Origin of the sequence: Winslowiella toletana, assembly GCF_032164335.1 — a bacterium.
Lineage (GTDB): Bacteria > Pseudomonadota > Gammaproteobacteria > Enterobacterales > Enterobacteriaceae > Erwinia > Erwinia toletana_A.
This window is the reverse complement of the sequence record NZ_CP134152.1, coordinates 4,095,061-4,111,955: the sequence shown is the minus strand read 5'-3', so window position 1 is coordinate 4,111,955 and position 16,895 is coordinate 4,095,061. Positions and strand designations below refer to the sequence as shown.

Sequence of the window (16,895 nt, the reverse complement as noted above, 5' to 3'; positions counted from 1 at the left end):
ATTATACTGAGGAGGCGCGCGCCTGCCCCCAGGTCAGCGAATAGACGTCATAAAAATCGACTTCGCCCTTCTGCGATAACAGATGGCGGATACCGGCTTTCACTTTTTCCGGCGTATTGTGGTGATTGAGAATCTCGTTGATTGCCGTATCAGACAGGGTGCGCACATAATACCATTCGCCGTAATAGCAGACGCGCAAATCGTGCAGATTGTCGATATCTTCGAAGCGGTATTTTGGATTGATATCCATCAGCATCAACACGCTCATCAGCAGCACGAAAACGGATGCGCCCCAGAATGCTGGCCAGCCAAGGAAGTCGGTAGTAAAGATCAGTGCCACACTCAGGGCATAACAGATATACATCGACAGCCACAGGCCGGGATGGGATTTCAAAAAGTTGAAGCTGAAGCGGGGTTTGTTGTCGCGCTGCTCTTCACGATTCAGTGTGTCGATCTCGCGCTGCAGGATCTGTTTTATTTCATTCATTGTTCACCTCGGTCATCAAACTCCAGCCAGAGTAAAATTAGAACACGAAGTAAACAGTAATAACAGGCACAGTTACCGCACATTTTTCTATAACAGTTGTGCACCTGCGTTGTCAGTTATCCGCGGTTGCGGAAATAATCCAGCATGTTACGGGCCAGAGTATCGACGTCCAGCGGGATGCTACCGTTCGCGATGGCTTGTTTCAGTTCGGCGATGCGAACCTGGTCAATTTCTGGCAGCTGTTGTAACGCTTTCTGTCCCTCATCGATTATGCCGTTTATTTCCTCAGCACTCTCCAGACCGGAGGCAATTCGTTGTTCTGATGATGCGCTCAATTTCATTCAATCTTCCTGCCAGTACCGCGATTAAATTCGATACCTACCCACAACGACACGTTGTCAGGAAACTTAAATACGTCGCTATCCATGAGGCTGCGCCGATCTTTCCTTGAACATGGGTGTAAACCTCGCGGCTGATAAATGCTTCACACTTTGCTGAAAAAAATAAATAAATCATATACATCATTATGTTAATGGTCTTTCCGTCAGAGAGTTTCATCTGAAATTTAAAGGTGAGAGAGTTTTCCCGTTAACGACAAGAGTTTTCTAATCTGCGCTGTCGTTACTTCTTAGAACGAATTTAACCAATATTTAGGATAATGATCACAGAGCTTACATCAGCTGTGTGATTATTTTTTAGCGCTGAGAAAGTTGAATTATCGGTAGTGGGCAGAGAATCCTGCACCGAACAATTTATATCAACAACGGTGTGAAAGATGACGGTTAATCATTTTTTTATTAGCAAGTTGCTGACAGTCTTTGTTGCGATTTTTATTGCCGCAATGATAGTTGCCAGTAAAAGCTATTTCAACCAACAGGAAAAATCATCTTCGACAAATTTATTTTTGGCGATGATAAAAATAGAGAAGCAACTTTGCTGTGACGTCATTAAGGGTCACTTCAATACTCTGATTGCCGATGCACATCAACAGCATCATTTTCCTGTAGATGGAATGCAAAATATTATGGCGCGTTATGAAGGAGCTTATGGTGAACAGCTGTCTTTTAATGACGTATTAATTTCAAAGAACATCATTAATTGGCAATCATGAGCGTATTTACTGATATTACTGTATTAACCGTAGCTGAAGAGAGCCACTATTTGCAACAGTGGTTACCCTTAGTTAAACGTGTTGTGCGCCAGCTTTCAACGCAAGCAGACAGCGTAATGGATCGTGACGATCTGGAACAAGTGGCATTAATCGGCCTGCTGGAGTCGCTGCGTCGCTATGGCCGACCGGACGCTCAGTTCGCTGGTTATGCATTGCAGCGTGTACGCGGTGCCGTGCTGGATCAACTGCGGTTGCACGACTGGCGGCCACGGCGTTTGCGCCAGAAAACGCACAAAATTAATGACGCGATGCGCGATCTGACGCGTAAGCTAGGACACCATCCTTCTGATGAAGAGATTCGTCATCATCTTGGTCTGAGTAATAAAACTTTCCAGGAGTATCGGATGCTGGAAAGCGCCAGCAGCATGGAAAGTTATGATGATTTACTTTCTGTCGATGGCCTGGGTACTGCATTACACGGACGGGTAATGGAAGAGGAGATCGATATTCAGCGCACGTTAAAACTGGCGCTCAGTACGCTTGATGATCGCGAAAGAACGATCCTCGCTCTTTATTATAATAAGGAAATGAGCCTGAAAGAAATTGCGCTGATACTTGGCCTGACCGAGGCAAGAATCTGCCAGCTGAATAAAAAGATCAGTGAAAAAATAAAAGCTTTTTTCATACTGAAATAAAAACGTATTGAGCACTGTACCGGCAGGGCGGGGTGAAGCCTTAACTGACCGCTACAGCAATCCTGTGTTCCTGTTTAGAATTTAACGTTTGGTTCACCCGGTGGCTGGCACCACCGGTTTTTTTTGGGTGAATTTGAGTTAAGCAACTAAATTTAAACATATTTTGTGACTTTGTGCCCAATCATTTTATTGCGTGCTTATTAATAACTGCCACACTAAACATATCGATTATCGCATTACGGGAGACGTCAATATGTTGCCATCAACAGGCAGTCTGTTGTTAATGATGTCATTTGCGGCTGGAACTTTTTCTGCCGGCGCGTCAACTCATCCTCAGCATTTGATGCTGGCTACGCCCGCTAATGGCGTACCCAATAATCCGCTACCCCTGATTATCTATCCTCGCGTGGTGCCGGAAGGTACGGAAGATATTGCCGGTTGGTTTGAACAGCTATTCGCCGCTCATCGCTGGCCACCGCGCTGGCGTTATCCGGTATTCCCCTATACCCACTATCACTCAAATACCCATGAACTGCTCGGCGTCAGCGCCGGCTGGGCAGAAGTGTTGTTCGGTGGCGAGAGCGGCCGCGTGGTGACGCTGCGCGCCGGTGATGCGGTACTGATTCCGGCCGGTGTCGGCCATCAGCAAATTTCCGCCAGTGAGGATTTCTTCTCCGTCGGCGCTTATCCTGAAGGTATTGAGCCGGATACGTTGCGCGATGATAAGAGTATGATGGCGCAATCAATCGAAAACATTAAGCGTGTACCGCTTCCGCAGCAGGATCCGATTAGCGGGGGGGAAGGTGCGGTAACGGCCATTTGGCATCCGATCGCCCAACAGTCGGGATCCGCAACCTGGCCGTTCAGTAACGAATGAAGTCTTGCCAGATATCTGGCAAGACGAGTTTATCACCAGCCGGAAGGCAGCAGCCTGAACAGAGAGGCGATTGCGTAGGCCGCGCTGGCAAGGTAAATGGCGATAATAATGACTTTTACCAGCGGATGGGTGATCGCCCGGTTGCATTGCCAGCTCGGTTGGCTATCACCGCTGGCACGTGCGCCCTTAAGAATCAGCATCGGCATAATCGACAACACCACGCCGCTGAATACACCGGCGATATACAGCGCATTCACGAACGAGACCAGCCCGCTCCAGGCCAGCGCAAAGGGAGGAAGCACCACCATCAGCAGCGCCACCAGCCGACGCCAGGGTATATTTTCGATATCCCAGTTAAAGCGATCGCCAATGTTGCTGAGAAAGCTTCCGCCCAACCCCCAATAGGATGACACCAGCGCCAGCAACGCAAAGATATTCGCCGAGAAGAATGCCCATTGACCCAGCGCCTCACCCCAGGTGATGGTCGCCACTTCCGAGATATCGGCGAGGCCATTCAGCGCAATCACCGATAGCGGTACCGCCGCCAGCAGCAAAAAGGTGATCGCCATTCCGACAATAATCGCTTTCGGTAGCTGCTGAGGTTTATCGCTAAAACCACGCGCCATTTCCGGCACGATGTACTGGGCAGAAAAGCAGAACACCACCACATTAAATACCGGGATCATAAACAGCCAGTTGCCCTCCAGCAGATTAACCAGCTGGGTTTTCTCCTGAATAAAAGTGGCGCTAAATAACAATAACAACATCAGGATCATCCCGGCGCAGATCACTTTCTCACTGCGTCCAATCGCTTTTAGTCCCAGCCATAGCACCCCGGCCGCGGGTATAAAAAACAACAGGCTACCGACAGAGGGCGACAGGCCAAGTAATGACTGCAACAGCTTGCCGCTGCCGCTCATATAGGCGGTCAGCGCACCAATACTGTTAACGCAAACCGAGGAAAACATCAGCCAGGAACCGAAGCCACCGACATAGCGTTTTGCCAGACCACTAAGCTGCAAGTGTGACCGGGTGCGCAAGGTCGATTCGGCGACATACAGCATAGTGATGGTGGTAAACACGCCGACCACCACCAACCAGAACAGCAGCGGCATAAAGCCTGCCTTACGTGAGGCATAAGCAATCGACAGCACGCCAGCACCAACATTGGTGCCGACGATCATCGCAACACCTTCAACAAAGCTCAGCGATTTGCTGCGGGTATGCTGGCGCTGCGCGGCTTCAGTTGCCGGCAGATACGACGTTTCGAACGACATGGTGGCTCCTTTCGCTGGCCAATCAGGCGTTGAGTAAACACACCTCAACGCAGAGAGTTTTCTGTTCAGAACTGTCAGTGGTCGCGAGGTCAGCGCGTTAGATCTGTGCTGCCAGAGCCTGTTTCAGCAGGGTAAGCGCTTCGGCAAACTGCGCATCGGGAATGGTCAGGGGATAAAGGAAACGAATTACATTGCCGTGCTGACCACAGGTCAGCAGCAGCAGGCCATTCGCCATGGCATGTTGTTGTACCGCGCGGGTGATGTCAGCGTCAGGCCTGCCGCTGTCAGGATGACAAAACTCCACCGCAATCATTGAGCCACGCGCACGAATATCGGCAATCTGCGGCATGCTGCGCTTTGCCTGCTGCAATACTTCAACCAGGGCGGCACCGAGTTGGTTAGCACGCTGACAAAGCTGTTCCTCATCGATCACATCCATCACCGCATGTGCGGCAGCAACCGCCAGCGGATTACCGGCATAGGTGCCACCGAGACCGCCTGCTGCAGGCGCGTCCATCACTTCAGCGCGTCCGGCGACTGCCGAAAGCGGCATACCGCCCGCCAGGCTTTTTGCCATGGTGATCAGATCGGCTTTTACTTCGCCATAGTGCTCCATGGCAAACAGTTTTCCGGTGCGGGCAAAGCCGCTTTGAACCTCATCGGCAATCAGCAGAATGCCGTAGCGATCGCAAAGCTGGCGGAGTTGCGTAAGGAACGGCGTTGGAGCGATATGAAAACCGCCTTCTCCCTGCACCGGCTCCAGCACAATCGCGGCGACATCTTCCGGCGCAATGTCATGCGCAAACAGCGCGTCAATGCTGTTAATTGCATCCTCGACGCTGACGCCGCGTAAGATATTGGGATAGCGGGCATGGAATACGCCTGCCGGCATTGGGCCAAAATCACGCTTGTAAGGCGCGACTTTGCCGGTCATCGCCATCGTCATTAAAGTGCGCCCATGAAAAGCGCCTCCAAAGGTGATAATGCCGTGGCGTCCGGTGCTGGCTCGGGCAATTTTCACCGCGTTTTCTACCGCTTCGGCACCGGTGGTAAAAAAGGCGGTTTTAGCCGGGCCGTTAATTGGCACGCGCTGATTAATACGTTCGGCTAATGAAATGTAGCTCTCATAAGGCACAATCTGAAATGCGGTATGGGTAAACTGCGTCAGCTGTTGGGCGATGGCTGCCGTCACTTTAGGATGGCGATGGCCGGTGTTCAGTACCGCAATGCCGGCGGCAAAATCGATATAGCGGTTGCCTTCAACATCCCACAGGGTGGCGTTCTCGGCGCGTTCGGCAAACCAGTTACACATCACGCCAACCCCACGTGGGGTGGCATTCAAACGACGCTGGTTGAGAGGGGCGTTTTTGTTGTCCATCCTGTTACTCCGCGGTTATTAGTTATTTACAAACGTTAAGCAATAACGTCTATTTACCCGCTAGCGAAGCGTTGTGACGAGAGCCATTTTTACACTGAGGGAGGGAGCCAATTGCGTACTCTGCACGGAGATCACCTTTTGCAGCGACTGCAACGGGAAACCGAAGGCGCACTGCATGCGCGGCTGTTTCGCAGTCTGCGCGGCGCGATTATCGACGGCATTATGCTGCCGCAAAGCCGACTACCGGCATCGCGCGATCTGGCTCACGAACTGGGCGTATCACGCAATACGGTACTGAATGCCTATGAACACTTACTGGCGGAAGGCTATGTCAAAGCACGCACCGGCAGCGGCACCTGGGTAGCGGAAACGCTGCCAGACAGCTGTCTCTCCTCCAGCGGATCGGCCAGCTGCACGCCGCAGCGTCGTGCAACGGAGGTAAAAATGTCGCGGCGCGGTGCCAGTTTGCTCGGTTATGCCGGGGCGTCGCCGCACCAGTGGGGAGCTTTTGTGCCGGGTGCGCCGGATGTCACCGCGTTTCCTCACGCGCAGTTCAGCCGTATTCAGGCGCGACTCAGCCGCGAACCGGATATTGAACGGTTGATCTACAGCAGTGCTGGTGGTTGCAGCGAACTGCGCAGTGCATTGGCGGATTATCTGCGCGTAGCGCGATCGGTTAACTGCGATGCCGATCAGATTCTGATCACCGAAGGGGTTCATCAGGCGGTGGATCTGGTTTCACGCATGCTGTGTGATAGCGGCGATCGGGTATGGATCGAAGACCCTGGCTACTGGGGAACGCGCAATATCCTGCGCATCAACGGGCTAAAAATTATGCCGGTGCCGGTGGATGAGGAGGGCATTATCCCTGCCAGCGATGCCGACCGCACGCCACCACGGCTGATGTTTGTTACGCCTTCACACCAGTATCCGCTGGGGGCGCATCTTAGTCTGGCCCGCCGTCAGCAGATGCTGGCGCTGGCGCGACGCCATCACAGCTGGATTGTGGAAGATGATTATGACAGCGAGTTTCGCTTTTCCGGACAGCCTTTTCCCTCGTTGCAGGGGCTGGAAGCGGATGCACCGGTGATCTATATGGGCACTTTCAGTAAAACGCTTTATCCGGCCCTGCGTATCGGCTACATGATCGTACCGAAGCAGCTGATGACTCCGCTACGCACTGCGGCAGCTGAGCTTTATCGTGGCGGGCATTTACTGATCCAGCGGGCGCTGGCTGAATTTATTCGTGAAGGGCATTATGCGGCGCATATCCGTCGGATGCGGCTGCTGTATGGCAAACGCCGCGCCTTTCTGATATCACTGATCCAGCGCTATTTGGGGCCGGATTTTTTGCGTGAGTTCAATCATGAGGCTGGGCTGCATCTGGTGCTTAATCTGCCGGACGGCTGTGATGATGTGGCAATTGCCGCGCAGGCGTTGCGCCAGGGAGTGAAGGTGCGCCCGCTGTCGCAATATTATATGCAACCGCAGGCAACACGCGGATTACTGCTGGGTTTTGCCTGCGTCGACGAGCGGGTAATGTTACCCGCTTTCAACGTGCTGCGTGACTGCCTGGCTAAAAATGGCGTGGCATCACGCGCTGACCATCATCAGGCTGCGGGACCGTGATTTTCCGCGCCCATTTTAGCCAGATCTTTATCGACAAAGAACAGGCCTTTGCCACTGGTGCCAACCAGCGCCAGTTTATCCAGTACCGATTTAAACAGTTTCTCTTCTTCGTGCTGTTCAGACACATACCACTGCAGGAAGTTGAAAGTGGAATAGTCCTGTGAGGTCATGGCGTAGTGCGCCAGCTCATTAATTTTACCGGTAATCAGCTTCTCGTGTTCGTAGGTTTGTTCAAATACTTCTGCCAGCGAATTAAATGCTACCGGTGGTGCAGCGATACTGCCCAGTACCGGCATTGAGCCTGTATCAGCCAGATAATCAAACAGGCGTTGCATATGCTGCATCTCTTCGCGCGAATGTTCTTTAAGAAATGCTGCGGCTCCTTCAAAGCCTTTGTCACCACACCATGCGCTCATTTGCAGGTAAAGATTAGCGGAGTAGAATTCCAGGTTTAACTGATCGTTCAGGCGCGCGGTCATTTCGTTAGTCAGCATGGCAGCTCCATAATAAGCGATTTGGATTTATATTTAGTTGATTTAAGCCAAGTATGCATTAAGAAATAGCAAAGGGATATATTTTTAACGTAAAAGCAGAAAATTCTATCCTGTTGTTTTTAATTGTAATTACTCCGTTTGCTGAATGCTATTGATTCTCATTTTTTTCTGTATTTCATCCGTTATAATTCGCTGATAAAACAGCAAATGAGCAGTCTTTGATAGCGTTTTGGTTGAAGCTGATATTAATTTTCATTATCACAATAATTATATTCAATCATAATTATGATCATCATTTCATTTAGCCTTAAGTCACGAAGAACATTTTTCACTGCGACAAGCGTATTAATCAAAGCCGGCTCAAGAAACGCAAGCTAATAAGTTGATAATGTAAATCACTCTTGATATAAGAATCATTCTCAAGGATATCAGAGTGAGTCAAGGATTATGACCATTCAACATGCAGCATCCGTCACGGATGTTGCTGCGCAGTGTTTTCTTAATGCACTGACGCGCGAAACCCGGGACTGGCAAATTATTCCGGCTGGCGCAGCACAGCAATATGCACAACTGCAAATCTCGCTATTGCCTTCTCAAACGCTGTGTATTGACCTGCGCTTTTATTCGCTGACTCAGCATCATCACTATCTGTTTCCGGCGCGTCTGCATATTGACGGCGAGGAAGAGAGTCGCAGGCTCAGTCCGGAACAGCTGGTTGACCTGCTGCTGGCAAAGCCATCAATCAAAGATAGGGTGGATGAGCATCAGCTGGCACGTTTTCGCCAGCGCGTACTGGAGAGCCATTCCCATACACATCAGGCGATTGCCAGCCGTACGGACTGGCCCGGGCTGCGCGACAAACCGCTAAACTTTATTGACGCCGAGCAGGCGTTGCTGGTGGGCCATGCCTTACATCCGGCACCAAAATCACATCAGCCTTTAACGCCCCAGCAGGCGCGTCGCTATTTGCCGGAGTTTGCCGCCGGATTTCCATTACGCTGGTTTGCTGTAGATAAGCGTTATCTGGTGGGTGACAGCCAGGGTCTGACGTTACAGCAGCGCCTGCACCGCTTTGCCGCAGAAAATGCGCCGCAGCTGCTGACGTATTTTCTTGATGATATCTGGCTGCTGCCGATGCATCCGTGGCAGGCCGAGCGCCTGCTGACACAACCCTGGTGTCAGCAACTGGTGACGCAACAGCGGCTGCGCGATTTAGGCGAGGCTGGACAACGCTGGTCAGCGACCAGCTCTTGCCGTTCGCTGTACTGCGCCTCCAGCCGCGATATGGTGAAGTTTTCTCTTAGCGTACAGCTAACCAATTCATTACGAACATTATCGTTGAAAGAGTTGCAGCGCGGCATGCGGCTGGCACGACTGGCGCACACTGAGCGCTGGCAGCAATTACAGGCGCGTTTTCCGACGCTGCAAGTGATGCAGGAAGATGGCTGGGCAGGATTGTGCGATGCTGAGGGGCATTTACAGCCGGAGAGCCTGCTGGCGCTGCGGGTTAATCTGCTGTTTGGCCAGCCACACAGTCAGACTAATGTGCTGGCAAGCCTGACTCAGGCGGCACCGGATGGCGGCGACAGTCTGCTGGCAGCGGCGGTGCATCGATTATCAGCACGGCTTGAGATTTCATTGCCGCAAGCGGCTTACTGCTGGCTGGATGCCTGGTGCCAGCAGGTGCTGGTGCCGCTGTTCAGCTGTGAAGCCGATTACGGCCTGCTGCTGCTGGCACATCAACAGAATATTCTGGTGGTGATGCAGCAGGATTTACCGGTTGGCATGATGTTTCGTGATTGTCAGGGCAGTGGTTTTACCGCCGCTGCAGGCAGCTGGCTGGCGCAGATTGACGAAGCCAGTGCAGAAAATAGCTTCAGTGAGCAGCAACGGCTGCGCTATTTTCCCTATTACCTGATCGTTAACTCGGCACTGGCAGTGACTGCGGCACTGGCCGCCGCCAGGTTTGCTGAGGAAAGCCAGCTGATCGCGCGGGTTCGCGATATCCTGAGTCAGCTGCGGGCAACGGTCAGCGATCCGTTATGCCTCGATTATGTGCTGGATAGCGCCGAATGGCGCTGCAAAGGCAATTTCTTCTGCTCTCTGCGTGGACACAATGAAAACACGCTTATCGATCCGGCCGAGATCTACTTTTCGTTGACCAATCCATTGCCTGGTGAGGTGAGCCTGTGATGCCTTCTGCCAGAGTAGTGCACGCCAGCAGGGGTTTTCGCTGTGAACGGCTGGAGCAAAATCTGTCGGTTGGCCTTGGACGGGATGGCAGCGCAGTGCTGCACTCGCCGGGTGAACTGCCCGCTGGCTGGTTAATTGCTGCATGCGATCAGCTACTGATCGCCGCCCCCGAACTGAGCGGCATTATGCTGCCGTATGCTGAATGGTGCGATCAACCACAGGCGCAGGCGCTGTTTGCGCAGCTCTGCGGAGATTATCTGGCGCGTGAGCAATTTTATCAGCTGCCGCTGTGGCTGACATCAGCGGCGAGACCGTCCGCCAGTGAGATGCACTATGATGCCAGCCATGAACTGTGGCTGCCGCGACGGCCACCACGTCCGGAAGGTGAGGTTTATCGCCGCTTCGATCCTCTGATAAAACACAGCTTAAGTTTTCGCCTGCCGGATGTGGCGCGCGATGCCGAGCAGTTTACCCGCTGGATGAATGCGCCGCGCGTTGATGCGTTCTGGGAAATGCGCGGGCCGCTGGAGCAGCAGGTTGCCTATCTGCAACGCCAGCTCGACTCACGCTATTGCTATCCGCTGCTGGGCTGTTTCGATGACCAGCCGTTTGGCTATTTCGAGGTTTACTGGGCTGCGGAAGATCGCATTGGTCAGCATTATCGCTGGCTGCCGTTTGATCGTGGCTTACACATGCTGGTAGGTGAAGAGAACTGGCGTGGTGCGCCGTATATTCACAGCTGGCTGAGCGGGTTGACTCACTACCTTTATCTTGATGAAAGCCGTACCACCCGGGTGGTGGCAGAACCGCGTGCTGATAATCAGCGGTTATTCCGTCATCTGCCCGCCGCGGGTTATCAGACGGTGAAAGAGTTCGATTTTCCCCATAAGCGCTCACGGCTGATTATCAATCAGCGTGAAGCCTTCTTTCGGAGGTTTGGCCGATGATCGCGTCTGACTATCCGGACTGGCAACGGGTTAATCGCCAGATGATCGCGCGGATGCTGGCTGAACTGGAGTATGAGCAACTGTTGCAGGCCCACCAGCAGGATGGCGCGTGGCGAATTGTGGTCGGTGAGGCAGGCTACCGCTTCTGCGCGACGCGCGGAATCTGGGGATGGCTGCATATCGATGTTGCCAGTCTGAGCTGCGATGGCTTCCCACTGGAGGCCGATCAGATGCTGTGCCAGCTGGCGGGTATGCTGAAGATGAATGATGCGCAGATCGCTGAACAGCTGGAAGATCTTTATGCCACGCTACGCGGCGATATGCAGCTGCTGTTTGCGCGCCATGGCTGCAGTGCGGCGGATCTGATCGCCCTCGATCCTGAGGCCTTACAGTGTCTGCTGGCTGGACATCCGAAATTTATTTTTAATAAAGCGCGACGTGGCTGGGGGCTGAGTGCATTACGCCAGTACGCACCGGAATATCAGGGGCAGTTCCGTCTATGCTGGCTGGCGGCGCGGCGCACCCATTTTGTCTGGAGTGCGGATCGGCTTCACTCGCTGGATGCGTTACTTAACAGCGCGATGGATAAGGTTGAACGACGGCGCTTTGACCGCCACTGGCAACAGCTTGAGCTGGACGATCGGTGGATCCCGCTGCCGGTACATCCGTGGCAATGGCAGCAAAAAATCGCGCTGCATTTTCTGCCGCAGCTGGCAAAAGGTGAGCTGGTAGAACTGGGGGAGTTTGGCGATCTTTATCTTGCTCAGCAATCATTGCGTACTCTGACCAATATCAGCCGTAACGTCGCTTTCGACATTAAGCTGCCGCTGACGATTTACAACACCTCCTGTTATCGCGGTATTCCCGGAAAATATATCAGCGCCGGACCGGCCGCTTCGCACTGGCTGCAACAGATTTTTGCCGAGGACTGCACCTTGCGCAGTAGCGGCGCGACGATTCTTGCTGAACCGGCAGCGGGTTATATGGCGCATCCGACCTATGCCATGCTCAGGCACGCGCCATACCGTTATCAGGAGATGCTGGGAATTATCTGGCGTGAAAACCCCGGCTGTTACCTGAAACAGGGTGAGCAGGCGGTACTGATGGCGGCACTGATGGAGTGCGACAATCAGGGTAACCCGCTGATTGTTGAGTGGATTAACGCGTCAGAACTGAGTGCGGAACAGTGGCTACTGCAACTGTTTCGTTGCGTGGTGGTGCCGCTGTATCACCTGATGTGTTGTTATGGCGTTGGGCTGATTGCCCACGGGCAAAACATCACGCTGGTGATAAAAAATCACTTGCCGCAGCGTATTTTGCTCAAAGATTTTCAGGGAGATATGCGCTTGGTCGATCTGGATTTCCCGCAGACTTCCTCGTTACCCGCCGGGGTCAAAGAGGTCACTGCTCGTCTCTCGGCGGACTACCTGATTCATGACTTACAAACCGGGCATTTTGTTACCGTATTACGCTTTATCTCACCGCTGCTGGCTTCAGGTGGGGTGAGCGAAATGCGTTTTTATCAGCTGCTGGCGCAGGTGCTGCAGCAATATATGGCACAGCATCCGCAGCTGGCGGATCGTTTTGCGCTGTTCGATCTGTTTAAACCGCAAATCTTACGTGTGGTGCTGAATCCAGTGAGGCTGACCTGGTCAGAGCAGGATCGGGGTCAGCGCATGTTGCCGCAGTACCGACAGGATCTCGATAACCCGCTGTATAGGGTCAGCATGGAGCAGGATCAGTGAAGCAGCCTCTTGATTTTATCGGTATTGGAATTGGCCCGTTTAATCTCAGTATCGCCGCACTGGCGAGTGAGGTACCCGGTTTCAACTGTCAGTTTTTTGAAAGCAAAGCGCGGTTCTCCTGGCATCCGGGCATGATGGTGCCGGAGTGTCAGATGCAGACCAGTTTTCTCAAGGATCTGGTTAGTGCGGTATCACCGACCAACTACTACAGCTTTATTAACTATCTGGTACAGCGCAAGAAATTCTATCGTTTCCTGACAACAGAGCAGCGCACCGTATCGCGTGAGGAGTTCGCCGATTATCTTGATTGGGTCGCCAGCCGCCTCGACTCACTGGCCTTCAGCCAGCAGATCGACAGCGTGGATTTTGACGATCGTCAGCGGCTGTTTGTGGTGACGACTTCGCAGGGTGTCTGTCGCGCACGTCATATCTGCCTCGGCATCGGCAAAAGGCCGGCCCTGCCAGAGTGTGTCAGTGAGCAGAATGCGCACTGTTTTCATGCCAGTGAGATGGCGTTGCGTAATCCCGATCTCAACGGAAAGCGGGTCACCATCGTCGGCGGTGGACAGAGCGGTGCTGATCTGTTCCTCAATATTTTCCGCGCAGAATGGGGGGTGCCGCAGCAGCTTAACTGGTTATCACGGCGTAACAACTACCAGGCGCTGGATGAAGCGGCGTTCGCGAATGAGTACTTTACACCGGATTATGTGCAGAGTTTCTTTAGCCTGAACGACGGCGCGAAGCAGCAGCTACTTGCTGAGCAAAAGATGACTTCCGATGGCGTTACCAGTGAATCGCTACTGACGATTTATCGCGCCATGTACCACCGTTTTGAGGTACTGCGTGAACCGGTCTGGGCACGACTGCTGCCGAGCCGCAGCCTGACCGCTCTGCACCGGCAGTCGCAGGGCTATCGGCTGGTCACGCAGCATCATCTCGACCAGGGCTATGAGCATTTCGATAGTGATGTCGTGATCTTTGCCACCGGCTATCAACAGTATCGCCCGGCATTCCTCAGCCCGTTAGTGCATCGGCTGCAACTGACCGCCGATCGGCAGTACCAGATTACTCCAGATTTCACCCTGCGCTGGGATGGCCCGCAGGACAACTGCCTGTTTGCCGTTAATGCCAGCATGCACAGTCATGGCATTGCGGAACCGCAGCTCAGCCTGATGGCCTGGCGATCGGCGCGTATTCTTAATCGGGCTTTAGGGCGTCAGCAGTTCGATTTAACGTCCAGCCCATCGGTGATCCACTGGCGTAGTCAGTGCCCGGTTACCGATCTTCAGCACAACCAGTTTGATTACACGCCTTAATAAACGGACTTTTTAAGGAAAAAATAGAAAATGATAAAAATAAGTACTCTGTGGATCGTAAACCTTTGCCTGTTAATGATGTTGTCACCCCCCGCCTGGGCCGCCGAGGAGAATCAGATAGTGGTATCTGCCAGCCGTGCGCACCGGACGGTGGCAGAAATGGCGCAAACCAGCTGGGTGATTGAAAGCCAGGAGATTGAACAGCAGGTGCAGGGTGGAAAAGAGCTGAAAGAGATTCTTGCCCAGTTAATACCGGGAATGGACGTCAGCAGTCAGGGGCGTACCAACTACGGCATGAATATGCGTGGCCGCTCGATGATGGTGATGATTGACGGCGTAAGACTTAACTCATCGCGCAGTGACAGCCGCCAGCTGGATGCCATCGATCCGTTTAATATCGCTCATATTGAAGTGATTTCTGGGGCTACCTCGCTGTATGGCGGTGGCAGTACCGGCGGCTTAATCAATATCGTCACCAAAAAGGGACAGGCGGAAAAGCAGGTCGAATTGCAGCTCGGCGGTAAAAGCGGTTTTAACAGCCACAGCGATCGCGATGAAAATATCGCCGCCGCAATTGGCGGCGGTAATGAAAAGGCGTCGGGGCGCCTGTCGCTGTCTTACCAACGCTATGGCGGCTGGTACGACGGTAAAGGCAATGAGGTATTGATCGACAATACTCAGACCGGATTACAGTATTCGCACCGCATTGATCTGATGGGCACCGGTACGCTGAATATTGACGAGCATCAGCAGCTCCAGCTGACTACGCAATATTTCAACAGTGAGTCGGATGGCAAGCATGGCCTCTGGCTTGGCGAAAACTTTTCGGCGGTGACCGGCAAGGGCACGGCTGCCAACCGCGGCGGGCTGAAGTCCGATCGCATTCCCGGTACTGAGCGTCATCTGATTAATTTGCAATATTCCAACACCGATTTCTGGGGGCAGGATTTTGTGGCGCAAATTTTTTATCGTGATGAGTCACTGACCTTTTATCCGTTTCCGACATTGAGTAAAGGTGTGGTCAGCAGCATAAGCGCCTCACAGCAGAAAACCGATTTTTATGGTGGCAAGCTGACACTGAACAGCCAGCCGCTCGATAGTCTGACGCTAACCTGGGGGATTGATGCGGAACATGAAAGCTTCAATGCCAATCAGCATTTTTTTAATCTGGCGAAGGCGCAGCAGTCCGGAGGAATGATACTGGAGAACGCCTATAACGTCGGTCGTTACCCGGGTTATACCACCACCAATCTCGCGCCGTTTATGCAGGCCAGCTACGATATTGATCCGATGTTTACCCTGAGCGGCGGCGTGCGTTATCAGTACACCGAAAACCAGGTCGATGATTTTATCGGTTATGCGCAACAGCAGGCGATTGCTAACGGGCTGGCGACTTCCGCCGATGCGGTACCGGGCGGCAACACCAGTTACAACAACCTGTTGTTTAACGCCGGTTTGCTGGCACATCTGACTAAGCGTCAGCAGGCGTGGTTCAACTTCTCACAAGGGTTTGAGATCCCCGATCTGGCAAAATATTATGGTTCCGGCAGCTATAAGCTGGTGAATGGTCACTATCAATTGCAAGACAGCGTTAACGTTAACGATTCTAAGCTCGACGGAATTAAGGTTAACTCGTGGGAGCTGGGCTGGCGCTACACCGGTGATAATCTGCGCACTCAACTGGCGGCGTACTATTCCTTGTCGGACAGAACCATCTCGATCAATAAAACCGATATGACCATTAATCTTGAAGACGATAAGCGTCGTATCTGTGGGATGGAAGGGGCGCTGGATTACTTCTTTGATAATAGCGAGTGGAGTGCTGGCAGCACCTTTAATCTGATTAAATCGCAGACCCGGGTGAACGGAAGCTGGAATAAACTAACGGTAGACAGTGCCAGTCCGTCAAAGGCCACGGCTTATATTGGCTGGGCGCCGGGCGAATGGAATTTGCGGCTGCAATCTCAGCAAACCTTTGATGTTTCCGATGAGAAAGGCAATAAGCTTGAAGGGTATAACACCATCGACTTTTTGGGCAGCTATACGTTAGCGGTGGGTAAAGTCAGCTTCAGTGTGGAAAATCTGCTGGATAACGATTACACCACACTTTGGGGGCAGCGCGCGCCGTTACTCTACAGCCCGACCTATGGCTCACCTGCGCTTTACAGCTACAAGGGGCGTGGCCGCACCTTTGGTCTGAATTATTCGGTGGTATTTTGATTTTTTGACGCGGTATGATGCGGGCGGCGATGACGCCGCCGGTAAATCAGCTCTGCACAGATAACCTGTTTGCCGACTGTTAAAGGTCTTACTAAATGGTAACCAGGATGAATAAACGCAGTGCCCTAATAAAATTTTTTCTGCCGCTGGTGGTGCTGGCAGTAATTGTTGGCTATATGTCGCTATCGCGTGTTGATAAGCAGGAGCAGGATTATTATGTGGCGGTTTATTGTCAGGCGGTTAAATTGCCTGACTACCGCTCACCACTGGCCGCGATGCGGAAAATTGTTGACTCTGGTAATGGTGATTACGCGCTGGATCGTAAAAAGTTTAATCAGCAGGCAGCAGATAATGTGCTGAATACCGTCAGTAAACTGACAAATGTGCAGCGCAGCACATTGAAGGACGATGCTACCGTCTGTAGCCAGATAATCAGTACGAAAATGGCCGGATAACCGGCCTTTATCCCTTAGTTCCCTCCCGATAATACCCTTACAAACTGGCCAGATTCGTTAAGATTTCGTAG

At 52.5% G+C, this 16,895-nt stretch carries 15 protein-coding genes; 10 read left to right on the top strand and 5 right to left on the bottom strand.

Features of this window, described 5'->3' with window-relative positions:
- Nucleotide 1 precedes the first annotated feature (1 nt).
- Both RIN69_RS18825 and flgM read right to left on the bottom strand, forming a co-directional pair.
- Entirely contained in the window at nt 2-487 is a 486-nt protein-coding gene (locus RIN69_RS18825) for a YlaC family protein (protein ID WP_313853735.1), read from the bottom strand.
- A gap of 116 nt (nt 488-603) precedes the next feature.
- Nucleotides 604-828 (bottom strand): flagellar biosynthesis anti-sigma factor FlgM, encoded by a 225-nt coding sequence (gene flgM / locus RIN69_RS18820; RefSeq protein WP_313853733.1) that lies wholly within the window; start codon nt 826-828, stop codon nt 604-606.
- 434 nt (nt 829-1,262) lie between these two features.
- On the opposite strand from flgM, the gene RIN69_RS18815 reads away from it, so the two are divergent.
- The 3 genes from RIN69_RS18815 (at nt 1,263) to RIN69_RS18805 (ending at nt 3,170) form a co-directional block, all read left to right on the top strand.
- The gene (locus RIN69_RS18815) at nt 1,263-1,598 is read left to right on the top strand and encodes a hypothetical protein (RefSeq protein WP_313853732.1); all 336 of its coding nucleotides are present in this window, start codon (nt 1,263-1,265) and stop codon (nt 1,596-1,598) included.
- Nucleotides 1,595-2,293: a FliA/WhiG family RNA polymerase sigma factor gene (locus RIN69_RS18810; RefSeq protein ID WP_313853731.1), complete on the top strand. Its 699-nt coding sequence runs from the start codon at nt 1,595-1,597 to the stop codon at nt 2,291-2,293. Before RIN69_RS18815 ends, RIN69_RS18810 begins: the two co-directional genes overlap by 4 nt.
- A gap of 253 nt (nt 2,294-2,546) precedes the next feature.
- Complete coding sequence (locus tag RIN69_RS18805; RefSeq protein ID WP_313853729.1) at nt 2,547-3,170, top strand: cupin domain-containing protein; 624 nt, start codon at nt 2,547-2,549, stop codon at nt 3,168-3,170.
- Nucleotides 3,171-3,202: 32 nt separating this feature from the next.
- Here RIN69_RS18805 and RIN69_RS18800 read toward each other — a convergent pair whose 3' ends face one another.
- Nucleotides 3,203-4,447: an amino acid permease gene (locus tag RIN69_RS18800; protein WP_313853728.1), complete on the bottom strand. Its 1,245-nt coding sequence runs from the start codon at nt 4,445-4,447 to the stop codon at nt 3,203-3,205.
- A gap of 97 nt (nt 4,448-4,544) precedes the next feature.
- On the bottom strand, nt 4,545-5,825 hold the full coding sequence (locus RIN69_RS18795) for a 4-aminobutyrate--2-oxoglutarate transaminase (RefSeq protein WP_313853727.1): 1,281 nt from the start codon (nt 5,823-5,825) through the stop codon (nt 4,545-4,547).
- A gap of 111 nt (nt 5,826-5,936) precedes the next feature.
- Here RIN69_RS18795 and pdxR point away from each other — a divergent pair, with 111 nt between their 5' ends.
- Entirely contained in the window at nt 5,937-7,454 is a 1,518-nt protein-coding gene (gene pdxR, locus RIN69_RS18790) for a MocR-like pyridoxine biosynthesis transcription factor PdxR (protein WP_313853726.1), read from the top strand.
- Here the strand turns inward: pdxR and ftnA are convergent.
- Nucleotides 7,436-7,948 carry a non-heme ferritin gene (ftnA, locus tag RIN69_RS18785; RefSeq protein ID WP_313853724.1) on the bottom strand — a complete coding sequence of 171 codons (513 nt, stop codon included), beginning with the start codon at nt 7,946-7,948 and terminating at the stop codon, nt 7,436-7,438. The two genes, pdxR and ftnA, sit on opposite strands and share 19 nt — an antisense overlap.
- A 447-nt stretch (nt 7,949-8,395) precedes the next feature.
- Here ftnA and RIN69_RS18780 point away from each other — a divergent pair, with 447 nt between their 5' ends.
- The 6 genes from RIN69_RS18780 (at nt 8,396) to RIN69_RS18755 (ending at nt 16,824) form a co-directional block, all read left to right on the top strand.
- Nucleotides 8,396-10,141, top strand: a complete 1,746-nt coding sequence (locus tag RIN69_RS18780) for an IucA/IucC family protein (RefSeq protein ID WP_313853723.1) — start codon at nt 8,396-8,398, stop codon at nt 10,139-10,141.
- Nucleotides 10,138-11,088 carry a GNAT family N-acetyltransferase gene (locus RIN69_RS18775; protein ID WP_313853722.1) on the top strand — a complete coding sequence of 317 codons (951 nt, stop codon included), beginning with the start codon at nt 10,138-10,140 and terminating at the stop codon, nt 11,086-11,088. Before RIN69_RS18780 ends, RIN69_RS18775 begins: the two co-directional genes overlap by 4 nt.
- Complete coding sequence (locus tag RIN69_RS18770; RefSeq protein ID WP_313853720.1) at nt 11,085-12,833, top strand: IucA/IucC family protein; 1,749 nt, start codon at nt 11,085-11,087, stop codon at nt 12,831-12,833. Before RIN69_RS18775 ends, RIN69_RS18770 begins: the two co-directional genes overlap by 4 nt.
- A complete protein-coding gene (locus tag RIN69_RS18765) occupies nt 12,830-14,149 on the top strand; it encodes a lysine N(6)-hydroxylase/L-ornithine N(5)-oxygenase family protein (protein WP_313853719.1) in 1,320 nt (439 codons plus the stop codon). The genes RIN69_RS18770 and RIN69_RS18765 overlap by 4 nt, the downstream gene beginning before the upstream one ends.
- Before the next feature lie 30 nt (nt 14,150-14,179).
- Nucleotides 14,180-16,369 (top strand): TonB-dependent siderophore receptor, encoded by a 2,190-nt coding sequence (locus RIN69_RS18760; RefSeq protein WP_390902408.1) that lies wholly within the window; start codon nt 14,180-14,182, stop codon nt 16,367-16,369.
- 107 nt (nt 16,370-16,476) lie between these two features.
- Nucleotides 16,477-16,824, top strand: a complete 348-nt coding sequence (locus tag RIN69_RS18755; RefSeq protein WP_313853718.1) for a hypothetical protein — start codon at nt 16,477-16,479, stop codon at nt 16,822-16,824.
- The last annotated feature ends 71 nt before the right edge of the window (nt 16,825-16,895 follow it).

What these genes read in the sequence shown, in the direction of transcription:
- RIN69_RS18815 (WP_313853732.1), top strand. Translation starts at nt 1,263, where the DNA reads ATGACGGTTAATCATTTTTTTATTAGCAAGTTGCTGACAGTCTTTGTT.
- RIN69_RS18770 (WP_313853720.1), top strand. Translation starts at nt 11,085, where the DNA reads ATGATCGCGTCTGACTATCCGGACTGGCAACGGGTTAATCGCCAGATG.
- RIN69_RS18805 (WP_313853729.1), top strand. Translation starts at nt 2,547, where the DNA reads ATGTTGCCATCAACAGGCAGTCTGTTGTTAATGATGTCATTTGCGGCT.
- RIN69_RS18800 (WP_313853728.1), bottom strand. Translation starts at nt 4,447, where the DNA reads ATGTCGTTCGAAACGTCGTATCTGCCGGCAACTGAAGCCGCGCAGCGC.
- ftnA (WP_313853724.1), bottom strand. Translation starts at nt 7,948, where the DNA reads ATGCTGACTAACGAAATGACCGCGCGCCTGAACGATCAGTTAAACCTG.
- RIN69_RS18810 (WP_313853731.1), top strand. Translation starts at nt 1,595, where the DNA reads ATGAGCGTATTTACTGATATTACTGTATTAACCGTAGCTGAAGAGAGC.
- RIN69_RS18760 (WP_390902408.1), top strand. Translation starts at nt 14,180, where the DNA reads ATGATAAAAATAAGTACTCTGTGGATCGTAAACCTTTGCCTGTTAATG.
- RIN69_RS18825 (WP_313853735.1), bottom strand. Translation starts at nt 487, where the DNA reads ATGAATGAAATAAAACAGATCCTGCAGCGCGAGATCGACACACTGAAT.
- RIN69_RS18755 (WP_313853718.1), top strand. Translation starts at nt 16,477, where the DNA reads ATGAATAAACGCAGTGCCCTAATAAAATTTTTTCTGCCGCTGGTGGTG.
- RIN69_RS18795 (WP_313853727.1), bottom strand. Translation starts at nt 5,825, where the DNA reads ATGGACAACAAAAACGCCCCTCTCAACCAGCGTCGTTTGAATGCCACC.
- flgM (WP_313853733.1), bottom strand. Translation starts at nt 828, where the DNA reads ATGAAATTGAGCGCATCATCAGAACAACGAATTGCCTCCGGTCTGGAG.
- RIN69_RS18780 (WP_313853723.1), top strand. Translation starts at nt 8,396, where the DNA reads ATGACCATTCAACATGCAGCATCCGTCACGGATGTTGCTGCGCAGTGT.